The following is a 12,680-nucleotide window of genomic DNA, read 5'->3' as shown; positions in this document are numbered from 1 at the left end:
GCCACAGTGGCGGCCAATTCATTTCCGTGAAGGGTTCATGAGAAAAACTGCATGGAACAGGTGCGTGCCTGTTCTTCCGCTGTCATCAGGGCGACCCCACATATTTCTTTATCCTGTGTCCCCCGAATTGGGGAGGAATGCGCCGCCCTGTTATGCGACTTGTGCCGTCATTGCAGGATGGGAAGATAAAATTCATGGGCGAGTTCGATATTGCCGCAAAAGTTTTCGGCGTTGCCGGTTATGTACTCGTCGCGGCGTTTTTTGCTTGTCAGACGCTGAGGGAACAGCTACGCCGAAGCGGAAAAGTGACTTTGGCCGGACTGCTGGGTTTTATCCTGTGTCTCCTGTGGCCGCTGGCCGTTCTTCTCGTGCTCGCCGCCATCCATTGCCGGTCTTTTGGAACGGCGCGTTCCGGCAGAAGCAGGTCCGTCATTGTTCGATGGTTCTGATGCTCGCGATAGCGGCTATGAAATCCGCCTGACGAGACATTCCCGTTTTTGACAGGATCGCTTTCACATGCGATCTGACGGTTTCCCTGCCGACGGAAAGATGGTCGGCCACGGCGGCGACATCGCTTCCCGTCGCCAGTTCGCGCGCCACCTTCGCCTCGGCTGGCGTCAGATCGAACAGGCCCCTGATGATGTCGGCGGAAGGCAGGCGCTGGCGGTCGACAGGCGTAATGATCATGAACAACGCCGCATTGGTGAAAATATCGCGCGCGCCGCCTTCCACGGGCACGACATGGACGACGGCCGCAGGATGATCCTCCACCCTAGGCAAGGGAAGCGATCCGCTTGCACCGCTGTGAGCGACCCGGCTTCGTTCGAGCAACCGGGCTAAAAAACTGTTGGCAGGGGCATGCTGGAACCGAATTCGGTCGAAAGCCGCTGTCACTATACGCGGTGACATCCGTTCCAGCAGGTCGTTGACGGCAAGCGCCACGCCATCGGCCCGAAGAACGGCGGCGGGAAGACCGGCGATCTGCAAGGCCTCGGTTGCGGCCCGGACGCGCTCGAATTCCAGTCTGCTGGACATCATCGCCGCCCGCGCGAGATGCGGCCGAAGGCTGTCCAGATAGAGGATGGCGGAAGTGGTGACAGGCCCTGTCGCCGCTTTTTTCTCCACCGCGAAAATCATGCGGTCGCCGCTGGGGGCGGTAATGAAGGTGGATGTTCCGAAGCCATAACCGAGCGGCTGCATCACCTGCGTAAAGATTGGCTGGGAATTGTAGTCTTCGGCGGTGAAATAATCCGCCTCGTTGATGAAACCCTCGTGCTCGATGGTCAGCAGCCTGGCAGCGCGCGAATTGCGGCCGAGCCAGCCCTCGTTCACCATTTTCTGAGTGAGGTCGGCAAGCGAGTCCGAAGCGAGGGACCGCGCAGCCGTTTTGCCGGTGTTGAAGAGCGCTGTGCCATGGCCACCGGCGCCGTTCGCCATGACATCCAGCACCTCTCGCCACCGTTCCGGCACGAAGGCTGCTTCGTAAATCAGGTCGAGCGTCTTGAGGATGTCGTTCACAAAATGCCCCCTAATGCGTCATTCGTTCCAGCCGCAAACCAGCGATTGCACGATCTTTGCCAAGATCTGGTAAACCGAAGGGCAGGTGCAGCGGATTATTTTTCCGCAAAGCCGTCGTTGGCGCGGATCAGTTGGTCAAGAATGCCCGGCTCGCTCATCGCGTGTCCGGCCGCCTCGATGATGTGGAAATCCGCCTTCGGCCAGGCCTTGGCCAGCTGCCAGGCATATTTCAGCGGGCAGGGCATGTCATAACGCCCATGCACGATGACGCCGGGAATATCTTTCAGTTTGCCGGCGTCGCGCAGCAATTGCCCTTCCTCCAGCCAGCCGCCATTGACGAAGAAGTGGTTTTCGATGCGGGCGAAAGCGATGGCGTATTTATCCTCGCCGAAATCCTCGACCCGGTCGGGATCGCTGACGAGCGAGATGGTCGCCCCTTCCCACTGGCTCCATGCCTTGGCGCATTCGAGTTTCTTTGCCTCGTCGGTGCCGGTGAGATAGCGGTTATAGGCCTGCATCATCTCGCCGCGTTCGGCTTGCGGGATGGGCGCGATGAATTTCTCCCACCGATCCGGATACATTTCGGAAACGCCGAACTGGTAGTACCAGTCCAGTTCCGGTCTGGTAACGGTGTAGATGCCGCGCAAAACCAGTTCGCTGACGCGGTCGGGATGGGTCTCGGCATAGGCGAGCGCCAGCGTCGAGCCCCAGGAACCGCCGAAAACCAGCCATTTTTCGAAGCCGCAGAGTTCGCGCAGCCTTTCGATATCGGCAACGAGATGCCATGTGGTGTTGGCTTCAAGTTCGGCATGCGGCGTGGAGCGGCCGCAGCCGCGCTGATCGAACAGGATGACGTCGTAAAGGGCGGGATCGAAGACGCGGCGATGCGTGGGGTTCACCCCGCCGCCCGGACCGCCATGCAGGAAAACCGCCGGTTTTCCACCGCGCGTGCCCACCCTTTCCCAATAAATCGTGTGGCCGTCGCCGACATCGAGCATGCCGGTCTCGAAAGGTTCGATCTCGGGGTAAAGGCCGCGCAATTCTTCGGTCATGGGTCATCGTCCTTCGCTGGCCATTCGGCCGTATCATGGTCCGGGTGCTGGCAATTTTTCACCCGAGGGGGAGGGCTATCCGTTGCAGGTTCCGGCTCGACCGGCAAGCCATCGAGCGCGCCGAACCAGTGCATTTTGCCGGCGAGATTGGATTGCGCCTCGGGTCTTACCCGCTGGGGTTCGTCCAGAGAACCGAGGGTGATATTGATGAAATCGGCGCCCGGCATGTCATAGAATAGCGGCGTGCCGCATCGGCCGCAGAAGCCGCGACGCACGTGATCGGAAGACTGGAACCACGCTGCTTCGCCACGGGTCATTTCAAATTGCGTAAGCGCAGCTGCGGCAAGCGGCATGAAATAATTGCCCGATGCCTTCTGGCACATGCGGCAATGGCACAGATGCGGATAACGAAGACCGCCTTCTATCCGATAACGCACTGCGCCGCACTGGCATCCGCCGCTGAAACCCTCGGCTCCGCTCATGCGCGACCGTCTTCCGGCGGCCAGACCTGCGTGTCGTGATCCGGGTGCTGATAGGAGGTGATTTCCGCCTCGTCCACGCCCTGTTCCACGGTCGGCTTGCCGAACAGCTGCTCGATCCACGGCATGCGCTTATGGAAATTGACCTGCACCTGCGGCTCGATCCGCTCGGGCTCATCGAAAGCGCCGATGGCTATCTCCACGCCGCCGGGATAATTATAGGTCAATGGCGTGCCGCATTTGTTGCAGAAACCGCGATGGATTTTTGCCGAAGAGCGGAAGAGGGCAGGCTGGCCGCGTGTCCAGGTCAAATGAGCCTGATCGGCGCTGACCAGCGCGCCGAAGAAATTGCCGAAATGTTTCTGGCACATGCGGCAATGGCAGATGGAGGCCCGGCCGAGTTTGCCCGCATGGAAACGCACGGCGCCGCACTGGCAACCGCCGGAAAATCCCGCTTCACTCATCATCTCTTCTCCGGTGGCCAGTTTTCAGTGTCGTGGTCGGGGTGCTGGTAGGAAACGAGATCGGCGAGGTAATCCACCTGCGTCAGGTCGTCCTCGGTGGCAACGGTAGGCAGCGTGTGAAGCGTGTCGACGAAATCGATCTTGCGTTCCACGCCCCACTGAATGGTCGGCGGCAGCGCGGCCGGATCGTCAAAGGCCCCGGCCGCCACCGCCACACCGTCAGGCGCTTCATAAGTCAGCGGAGTTCCGCATTCAGGGCAGAAACCGCGCTTGACGACGCTGGAGGACTGGAAGCGTTTCGGCTCTCCCCGCGTCCATTCGAATTCCACACCGCGCACCGAAACCAGCGGCGCGTAATAGGCCCCGAAAGCCTTCTGGCACATGCGGCAATGGCATATTGAACTGTCTTTCAGTTCACCGGAGGCGCGAAAACGGATCGCGCCGCACTGGCATCCGCCGGTATATGTCGTCATGGTCGGTCCTCCTTCACCGTTCGGATAATATGGAGACAGACATTGTCGATGTCTCCGAGGATATCCTCGTTCCAGAAACGGAGGACTGTCCAGCCAAGTTCCTCAAACGCGCGTGTTCTCTCTCGGTCATAGGCTGCCGCAGCGTCGTCCGCGTGCTGAAACCCGTCCAGTTCGACAATGATCTTATGCGAGGGGCAAGCGAAATCAACGATATATCCTGCGACCGGCAGCTGGCGTCTGAAAGACATGCCGTCAAGGCGGTGAGCGCGGACGGCGTTCCAGAACTTCAGTTCTGCGTCGATCATGGCCTTTCGCATCTGCCGGGCATACGCGCGGTGTTTTAGCTCGACCTCGGCATGGGGCACGGGATGCTCGCGGCTTGATGGGGGTGCGGCGAGATTGGAGCATGGCGTGGGTGAAAGCAAGGGCGTGTCGTGGGGCTTTCCCCCCTCTGCCCTGCCGGGCATCTCCCCCTCAAGGGGGGAGATCAGCAGGAGGCGCTACCTCAACTTCACTCTTAAGCGTTGAGATGGGCGAGACCGCGCCACAGATCGATCTCCCCCCTTGAGGGGGAGATGCCCGGCAGGGCAGAGGGGGGTGAGCCTCGAATGCGGAGCCTACCGCTTCAACTCCCACGTCGTCGTCCGTTCCCCGGTCTCCTTGTCCTTCCCATCCTTCAGCTGAATACCCTTCTCGGAAAGCTCGTCACGCAAACGATCCGCTTCCGCAAAGTTCTTCGCCTTCAACATTTCCAGACGCAATTCCACCAGCGCATCGACGGCCGAAACGATGGCCTCGTCCATTTCCGCCTTCTTCGGCAGGACACCGAGCAGGGCAGCACTCGCCGCAAAGGCGGGCAGCCTGGATGGATCGGTGTTGGCAGCATGCGCCAGCGCATGCAGCGCCTGTACGGCGGCAACGGTATTGAGATCGTCGGCAAGCGCTTCGAGCACGGTTTCATCCGGTGCAGCATCGGAGGCTTCCGCCGCTGGCCATTTGGCGAGCAGGCGTTCGGCTTCTTCCAGACGCTTCACCGAAAAATCGATCGGCTCGCGATAATGCGTCATCAGCATGGCAAGGCGCAGAACCTCGCCGGGCCATTTCCGGCCGCCGAATTTCTCCGTGTGCAGCAATTCGTAGATCGTCACGAAGTTGCCTTCGGACTTCGACATCTTGCGGCCTTCCACCTGCACGAAGCCGTTATGCATCCACACATTGGCCATGACATGCGTGCCATTGGCGCAACGCGATTGCGCAATTTCGTTCTCATGGTGCGGGAAGATGAGGTCGAGCCCGCCGCCATGAATATCGAAGACCTCGCCGAGGTAGCGACCGGCCATGGCCGAGCATTCGATGTGCCAGCCCGGACGGCCGCGCCCCCACGGGCTTTCCCAGCCGGGCTCATTATCCGAGGACAGCTTCCACAGCACGAAATCGCCGGGGGTTTTCTTGTGGGCTTCCACCGCCACGCGCGCGCCGGCTTGCTGCTCGTCCAGCGGCCGCTTGGAAAGCTGGCCATAATCCGCCATCGAGCGGGTATCGAACAGCACCTCTCCGCCAGCCGTATAGGCATGGCCGCGGGCGATCAGCTTCTCGATGAGGTCGATCATTTCCGCGATGTAGTCGGTGGCGCGCGGTTCGACGGTCGGCGGAAGGCAGCCGAGCGTGGCCACATCCTCATGGAACTGGTCGGCGGTCTTTTTCGTCACCGCATGGATGGCGTCGTTCAGCGGCAGATGCGGATAATCCCTCAGCGCCCGCGCATTAATCTTGTCATCGAGATCGGTGATGTTGCGGGCATAGGTCACATGGTCTTCGCCAAAGACGTGGCGCAGCAGCCGGTAGAGAACATCGAAAACGATGACCGGGCGCGCATTGCCTATATGAGCAAAATCATAAACCGTCGGACCGCAGACATACATGCGCACATTGTCAGCGTCGATCGGTGCAAATTCCGCTTTTTCGCGTGTGAGTGTATTGTGAAATTTCAGGCGCAAGGACATGCGGCAGTTCCCTAAAGGCAGAATATTATCCTGGCCGGAACGTTTATCTTTCTTGACCTTGCGGGAGACGAAAACGATCTGGCCGGTGGCGAACCAGCAAAAAAAATCTCAGCAGCAGGTGCAGATCATCGTTCTCATATCTTGCTTTATGGCGCGGCGGTGCGGCCCGGTCAAGAGCAACCGTGGTGGCCATATCGCCGCTCCGAGCGGAAAATATTCACTCTGGCTGATGGTAATCCACGAATTTTCCTTCGCGCACGAGGAAGAGTTTACCGGTTTCTTTGAGATCGGGCGAAGCAAGCGGAAGAATGGCTGCGGCCACCTCAGATGGATGCGGCACGGTGGCCGGGTCTTCGCCGGGCATGGCCTGCGCGCGCATCGCCGTGCGTGTCGCACCGGGATTGATGCTGTTGACGCGAAGCGCGCTCTTCTGCGTTTCCGCCGCCCAGGTGCGGGCCAGCGCTTCGACTGCCGCCTTGGAGGTGGAATAGACACCCCAGAAGGGGCGACAGCTATGGGCGGCGCCCGAAGACAGGATCAGCGCGCGGCCGGCATCCGACTTCAGAAGCAGCGGTTCGACCGAGCGGATCAGCCGCCAGGTGGCGGTGACGTTGATGTTCATGACCCTTTCGAAGACTTTCGCCTCGATATGGCCAACCGGCGAGATGACGCCGAGAACGCCGGCATTGGCGACGAGAATATCGAGCTTGCCCCAGCGCTCGAAGATATTCGCGCCCAGCGCATCGATGGCCTTCATGTCGGAGAGATCGAAGGGAACCAGCGTCGCCGTGCCGCCGACGGCCTTTATGGCGTCGTCCAGCTCCTCAAGGCCGCCCACCGTGCGGGCGCAGGCGATGACATGCGCCCCGGCCTTGGCGAGCTCCAGCGCCGTGAAATAGCCGATGCCGCGCGATGCGCCGGTAACGAGAGCGATGCGGCCCTTGAGATCGATAGTCGTCATTGTCTCCCCCGAAATGATTGCGCTTCCTTCTACGAAGCGCCGCTGGCTTTTCGCAAGCGATCATATCGTCGCATGCGATGACCTGAACAAAAGGCAAGAAAAAAGCGGCCACCGGAAGCCGGATGGCCGCTTGTGTGAGGCGTATCAGCCGTTGCTGGCCAGCATGGAAATCTTGCTGCCCATCGCCTCGCCATTCTGGTCGAGAAGGCGGGTCGGGTAATCGCCGGTGAAATAATGGTCCGTGAACTGCGGACGGGCCGGGTTGCGGTTTTCGCCGCCAACGGCGCGGTAAAGTCCGTCGATGGACAGGAAGGCCAGCGAATCGGCGCCGATATATTTCGCCATCGCCTCGACATCGGCATATTGGTTGGCGAGCAGCTTGTCTGCGTCCGGCGTGTCGATGCCGTAGAAGTCCGGATGGAAGATCATCGGGCTCGCAACGCGGATATGCACTTCCTTGGCGCCCGCCTCGCGGATCATCTGCACGATCTTCACCGAGGTCGTGCCGCGCACGATGGAATCATCCACCAGCACCACGCGCTTGCCCTCGATCATCGCCCGGTTGGCGGAATGCTTGAGCTTGACGCCGAAAGCGCGGATCTGCTGCGTCGGCTCGATGAAGGTACGGCCGACATAATGGTTGCGGATGATGCCGTATTCGAAAGGAATACCGCTTTCCTGCGCAAAACCGAGTGCTGCCGGCGTGCCGCCATCGGGAACCGGAACCACCACATCGGCTTCCAGCGGCGCTTCCTTGGCCAGGTTCATGCCCATGTTCTTGCGCGTCGTATAGACGTTGCGGCCGCCGACGACGGAATCGGGGCGGGCGAAATAGACATATTCGAACAGGCAGAGACGCTCCGGCTGCGGCTTCGAAGGCTTGCGCGCATCGATGGTGATCGAACCGTCAGGCTGGATTTCGCAGATGATGACTTCGCCGTTCTCCACGTCACGAACGAACTTCGCACCGATGATATCGAGAGCGCAGGTTTCCGAGCAGAAGATCGGCTTGCCATCCAGCTCGCCCATGACCAGCGGGCGGATGCCGATCGGGTCACGCGCGGCAATAAGCTTGGTGCGCGTCATCGCCAGCATCGAATAACCGCCTTCCATCTGGCGGATGGCGTCGATGAAACGATCGGCGGTGGAGGAGTGGCGCGAGCGGGCGATGAGGTGAAGGACGACTTCGGTATCCGACGTCGACTGACAGATGGCGCCGGTGGCGATGATCTGGCGGCGAAGCGTCAGGCCGTTGGTGAAATTGCCGTTATGGGCAATGGAAATGCCGCCTTCTTCCAGTTCGGCAAACAGCGGCTGCACGTTGCGCATCGCAACTTCGCCTGTCGTGGAATAACGGGTGTGGCCAATGGCGATGGAGCCGGGCAGGCGGGCAAGGGTTGCGGGATCGGTATAATGATCGCCGACGAGGCCCATATGGCGTTCCTGATGGAAGCGCTTACCGTCGAAGGAGACGATGCCCGCTGCTTCCTGGCCACGATGCTGAAGCGCATGCAGCCCGAGAGCGGTCAGCGCCGAGGCGTCGGCATGGCCGAGAATGCCGAACACGCCGCATTCTTCATGCAGCGTGTCGCCGTCAATCTCTTCCTTGAAAGTGGCCCCCGGGAACGGGGAATGCGAAAGCGGCTCAATCATCCGGCTTGCCCTTGCTCTCTACCGAGAAAAAAAGAAAGACCTCTCCGGTGAGTATTTCCCCCGGTCGGTCCGTCTGTGTCGTGCTTGATATTTAGCACAAATAGCGCGCCTTGCATGCATTGCAAGGCGCGACACTGTGTCAATTATTCGTTGCCGGCGGATTTGTTGCCGGCACATCTTCCGCAGGCGCCTGCGTGGCTGCCGGCTCCTGTGGTTTTCCGAGGATGCGGGCGCGGATTTGCGGTTCGATATCGTCAGGCAGAACCGCCTCCAGCTTGCCCACCAGCCCGTCTAGGAAGGGCTTGGACTTCGCCTGCGTCACCCATTCCGGCTGCGTCTTCACATCCACCAGCCAGTTCCAGAAGGCGACCGCGACGACAAGCAGCAGAATGCCGCGCGCCGCGCCGAACAGGAAACCGAGCGTGCGATCCAGCGCGCCGATGCGGCTGTCGATGATGAAATCGGCAATGCGCGAGGTGATGAAGGAAATCACGATCAGCGAGACGAGGAAGACCACGCCCGCCGAACCGGCAATGGCGATCTTGTCGTCATCGGTATAGTTGCGCGCATAGGGCAGCAGGACGGGATAGAGATAATAGGCAGCGGCGACCGAACCGCCCCAGCTCGCAATCGACAGAATCTCGCGTGAAAAACCGCGCACCATTGCAAGAAGGGCGGAGAAAAGAACAACGGCGATGACGATGCCGTCGAAAATTGTAATGGGCATATACCAACTCCGGAGGTGCGACGCCTTGTCAGACGCTGCCTTGCCAATTTTGCGATCCTCTTACACCACTGTTTCCCTTGGCGAAAGGATCAATATTCGTCGTCCTCAACCTGTTTGAACCGGTTGCCGGAGCCGGCGATGCGGGCCACGAGGTCCGGAAGGCTTTCGATTTCCGTCCAGCGTCCCTTGCCGCCTTTCGGCAATTCAGCCGAAGCAGAAGGCAGAAGTGCGGCGGAGAAGCCAAGTTTTTCAGCTTCTTTCAATCGCTGGCCCGTATGCGAAACCGGCCGAACCGCGCCCGACAGGCTGATTTCGCCGAAATAAACACAATCGGCGGGCAGGGCAAGACCGGCAAGCGATGAAACCAGCGCCGAGGCAATCGCCATATCGGCGGCCGGTTCGGAAATGCGGTAGCCGCCGGCGACATTCAGATAGACATCATGCTGGCCGAGCTTCACCCCGCAATGGGCCTCCAGCACGGCCAGAATCATGGCAAGCCGTGAACTGTCCCAGCCGACCACGGCGCGACGCGGCGTACCCAGCGAAGTGGCAGCGACCAGCGCCTGCACTTCGACGAGCACGGGTCGCGTGCCCTCGATGCCGGCAAAAACCGCAGCACCCGGCGACTTTTCGTTGCGTTCGCCGAGAAACAGTTCGGAGGGGTTGGAGACTTCCCTGAGGCCGCGATCCGACATTTCGAAAACACCGATTTCATCGGTCGGCCCGAAGCGATTCTTGACGGTGCGCAGGATGCGATGATGATGTCCGCGGTCGCCTTCGAAATAAAGCACGGCATCGACCATGTGCTCGACCACGCGCGGACCGGCAATCTGGCCTTCCTTGGTGACATGGCCGACGAGCACCATGGTCGCGCCGGTCTGCTTGGCGAAACGGATCATCGCCTGCACACCGGTCCGCACCTGCGTCACCGTGCCGGGGGCGGAATCGGCCGTATCGCTCCACAGCGTCTGGATGGAATCGATGATGACGAGATCGGGCCGCTTGCCTTCGGAAATTGTGGCCAGAATATCCTCGACATTGGTTTCCGCCGCCAGCAGCACATCGGTTTCCGCAGCCCCGAGACGCTGCGCGCGCAGGCGCACCTGCGCCACCGCCTCTTCGCCCGAGACATAGATGATGCGGTGTCCGCGCCGCGAAAGAGCCGCTGCGGCCTGCATCAGCAACGTCGATTTGCCGATGCCCGGATCACCGCCGATCAGAACCGCCGAACCGCGCACGAAACCGCCGCCGGTCGCCCGGTCGAGTTCGCTGATGCCGGTCGGAATGCGCGGCGCTTCCTCGATCTCGCCGGAAAGCGAGGTGAGCGTGACGGGTCTGCCCTTCTTCGGCACCTTGCCGGGCCCGGAGCCGATGCCGCCCATCGGATCCTCTTCGACGATGGTATTCCATTCGCCGCAGCCTTCGCATTTTCCCGCCCAGCGGGTGTGAACCGTGCCACAGTTCTGGCACACGAATTGGGTCTTGGCTTTGGCCATGTTATGTCAGTTTGCTTCTTGTTTGAAATGGTCGGCGGAAATGTCTTGGTGGCCGTGAAGCACGCGCAGCACATACATTTTATTATCATCGACAATGAAATAGATGCATCGCTCACGATAAGGGAAGGCCCGCAAATTCGGCGCGAAACTTCGAGGTACGCCCGTTATCCCATATCGCGCCAGCGAGATCATTTTGCCGTTGATGTCGTCTAGAAAGCGTCTGGCAGCAACGGGATTGAATTGGGCAATGTAATTATGATCGGCCAGAAGATCGTGCAGCGCCTGTGCGGTGACCACTAGACGCCTTCGCTCCATTCTGCTCCTCCGCCAGCTTCATAATGTGTGCAGTAAAATCATCTGCACTGGAGAACTCCATAACCCGTCCAGCCTCCACATCATCAAGCCCTTCCTGAATCAGTCGTTGAAGCTCTACAAGCTTGCCTTCCTTGCTGCCCAGCAAACGCAGACCCGCTGAGACGACCGAATCCGCGTCCTTAAAGACGCCCGCCGCCACCTGCTCCTCGATGAACTTCTCGTCCTGCTCGCTCAAATGGATTTCGGGCATTTCGATCTCCTTTTGTTCTCTTCTAGCACAGGTGGCCGCAGCTTTCCAAGGGCTAAAGGCGCTGCTCAGTCGTCGGCCATCAGATATTGCCGTTCGTAACGCAGGCCAAGCCCCGTCAGCATCTCGTAACCGATGGTGCCGGCCGCCCGCGCGGTCTCGTCGACAGGCACATTGGGACCGAACAGCTCGATATAGTCGCCGGCACGGATGGCATTGGCCGGAACATCCGTCACGTCGAAAATGGTGAGGTCCATGGTCACGCGGCCGGCGACCGGCACCCTGTGGCCGTTGACGACGCCATAGGCGCCGCCATGGCCCATTTCGCGCAGCGGAATGCCGGAACCGGAAAGCGAACGCTGATATCCATCCGCATAACCGACGGAAGCGATGGCAAGGCGGCTTGCGCGCTTCAGCAGAAAGGTGCCGCCATAACTCACGGTCTGGCCTTCGCCCGCTTCGCGAATCTGAATGATCCGCGCTTCGGCTGTGGCGACGGGACGCATCGGGTTCGCCATGCCGTCGACCGCTTCGCCGCCATAAAGGGCGATGCCGGGGCGGGTAAGGTCGAAATGATAGTCCGAGCCGAGGAAGATACCGGCGGAAGCCGAGAGGCTTGATTCGATGCCTTCGAAAGCGGCGCTAACCTTTCGGAATGATTCGAGCTGGACCCTGTTCATCGGCGAAGACGGCGTGTCGGCGCAGGCGAGATGCGACAGCACCAGAACCGGGTCGAAACTCGCCGGCCGCGTCACGTCGTCAGCCAGAAACAGCGCGTCATCGAGCGGCAGACCGAGGCGGTTGAAGCCGGTATCCACATGCAGCGCGCAGGGGTGATCGCCCCGCTCGGCAACCGTCGCCATCCAGAAGGAGAGCTGTTCTTCGGAGGCGAGAACCGGCACGAGATCATTGTCGAAGACCTGACGCTCCTGGCCCTGCCAGATGCCGGAAAGCACGAAGATGCGCGCTTCCGGGGCATAGGAACGCAGGGTCGCGCCCTCTGCCACCGTCGCCACGAAGAAATCGCGCGCGCCGGCGTGGTAAAGCGTCGCTCCGCAATCCTCGATACCGAGACCGTAGGCATCGGCCTTGACCACCGCCGCCGTCCGCGCCCCCCCGGAACGCTTCTTCATGTCCCGCCAATTATCGGCGAGCGCGCCGAGATCGACGGTCAGCCTCAGCGGTGCGTGCTCGAAAATGTCGGTTTCGTTTTCGGGAAAGCTGTCTTCGAAGTCGTCTGTCATGCCATGCGTCCGGTTGATCTTGAACCGGTTTGGACCCTAGCACTTTTG

Annotated in this window: 15 protein-coding genes; 1 reads left to right on the top strand and 14 read right to left on the bottom strand. The window is 60.4% G+C overall.

Going from position 1 to position 12,680, the window contains the following annotated elements; genetic code table 11:
* Positions 1-194: 194 nt before the first annotated feature.
* The gene (locus tag PH605_RS09670; protein WP_065654109.1) at positions 195-449 is read left to right on the top strand and encodes a hypothetical protein; all 255 of its coding nucleotides are present in this window, start codon (positions 195-197) and stop codon (positions 447-449) included.
* On the opposite strand, the gene PH605_RS09665 is transcribed toward PH605_RS09670, so the two are convergent.
* The 14 genes from PH605_RS09665 to alr all read right to left on the bottom strand — a co-directional run bounded on the left by PH605_RS09665 (position 430) and on the right by alr (position 12,632).
* On the bottom strand, positions 430-1,518 hold the full coding sequence (locus PH605_RS09665; RefSeq protein ID WP_065654108.1) for a helix-turn-helix transcriptional regulator: 1,089 nt from the start codon (positions 1,516-1,518) through the stop codon (positions 430-432). The two genes, PH605_RS09670 and PH605_RS09665, sit on opposite strands and share 20 nt — an antisense overlap.
* Before the next feature lie 95 nt (positions 1,519-1,613).
* Positions 1,614-2,570, bottom strand: coding sequence for a prolyl aminopeptidase (pip, locus tag PH605_RS09660; RefSeq protein ID WP_142844807.1), 957 nt, complete (start codon positions 2,568-2,570; stop codon positions 1,614-1,616).
* Complete coding sequence (locus PH605_RS09655; protein ID WP_142844808.1) at positions 2,567-3,052, bottom strand: GFA family protein; 486 nt, start codon at positions 3,050-3,052, stop codon at positions 2,567-2,569. Before PH605_RS09655 ends, pip begins: the two co-directional genes overlap by 4 nt.
* Positions 3,049-3,513 carry a GFA family protein gene (locus PH605_RS09650; protein ID WP_142844809.1) on the bottom strand — a complete coding sequence of 155 codons (465 nt, stop codon included), beginning with the start codon at positions 3,511-3,513 and terminating at the stop codon, positions 3,049-3,051. The genes PH605_RS09655 and PH605_RS09650 overlap by 4 nt, the downstream gene beginning before the upstream one ends.
* Entirely contained in the window at positions 3,513-3,986 is a 474-nt protein-coding gene (locus PH605_RS09645; protein ID WP_142844810.1) for a GFA family protein, read from the bottom strand. Before PH605_RS09645 ends, PH605_RS09650 begins: the two co-directional genes overlap by 1 nt.
* A complete protein-coding gene (locus PH605_RS09640; RefSeq protein WP_142844811.1) occupies positions 3,983-4,351 on the bottom strand; it encodes an endonuclease domain-containing protein in 369 nt (122 codons plus the stop codon). Before PH605_RS09640 ends, PH605_RS09645 begins: the two co-directional genes overlap by 4 nt.
* Positions 4,352-4,603: 252 nt before the next feature.
* A complete protein-coding gene (cysS, locus tag PH605_RS09635) occupies positions 4,604-5,989 on the bottom strand; it encodes a cysteine--tRNA ligase (protein WP_142844812.1) in 1,386 nt (461 codons plus the stop codon).
* A 217-nt stretch (positions 5,990-6,206) separates the two neighbouring features.
* The gene (locus PH605_RS09630) at positions 6,207-6,950 is read right to left on the bottom strand and encodes an SDR family NAD(P)-dependent oxidoreductase (RefSeq protein WP_142844813.1); all 744 of its coding nucleotides are present in this window, start codon (positions 6,948-6,950) and stop codon (positions 6,207-6,209) included.
* Between the two features lie 144 nt (positions 6,951-7,094).
* A complete protein-coding gene (purF, locus tag PH605_RS09625; protein ID WP_003520704.1) occupies positions 7,095-8,603 on the bottom strand; it encodes an amidophosphoribosyltransferase in 1,509 nt (502 codons plus the stop codon).
* A 139-nt stretch (positions 8,604-8,742) separates the two neighbouring features.
* Positions 8,743-9,330: a CvpA family protein gene (locus tag PH605_RS09620; protein ID WP_035261832.1), complete on the bottom strand. Its 588-nt coding sequence runs from the start codon at positions 9,328-9,330 to the stop codon at positions 8,743-8,745.
* A gap of 89 nt (positions 9,331-9,419) precedes the next feature.
* Entirely contained in the window at positions 9,420-10,826 is a 1,407-nt protein-coding gene (radA, locus tag PH605_RS09615; RefSeq protein ID WP_035217985.1) for a DNA repair protein RadA, read from the bottom strand.
* A gap of 6 nt (positions 10,827-10,832) precedes the next feature.
* Positions 10,833-11,123 (bottom strand): type II toxin-antitoxin system RelE/ParE family toxin, encoded by a 291-nt coding sequence (locus PH605_RS09610; protein WP_142844814.1) that lies wholly within the window; start codon positions 11,121-11,123, stop codon positions 10,833-10,835.
* A complete protein-coding gene (locus tag PH605_RS09605; protein WP_142844815.1) occupies positions 11,080-11,391 on the bottom strand; it encodes a type II toxin-antitoxin system ParD family antitoxin in 312 nt (103 codons plus the stop codon). The genes PH605_RS09610 and PH605_RS09605 overlap by 44 nt, the downstream gene beginning before the upstream one ends.
* 65 nt (positions 11,392-11,456) lie before the next feature.
* Positions 11,457-12,632: an alanine racemase gene (gene alr / locus PH605_RS09600; RefSeq protein ID WP_142844816.1), complete on the bottom strand. Its 1,176-nt coding sequence runs from the start codon at positions 12,630-12,632 to the stop codon at positions 11,457-11,459.
* Between the last annotated feature and the right edge of the window lie 48 nt (positions 12,633-12,680).

The sequence above is a fragment of the Agrobacterium sp. CFBP 3001 genome, from assembly GCF_027871605.1.
Lineage (GTDB): Bacteria > Pseudomonadota > Alphaproteobacteria > Rhizobiales > Rhizobiaceae > Agrobacterium > Agrobacterium leguminum.
This window is presented reverse-complemented; position numbering and strand designations above follow the sequence as displayed.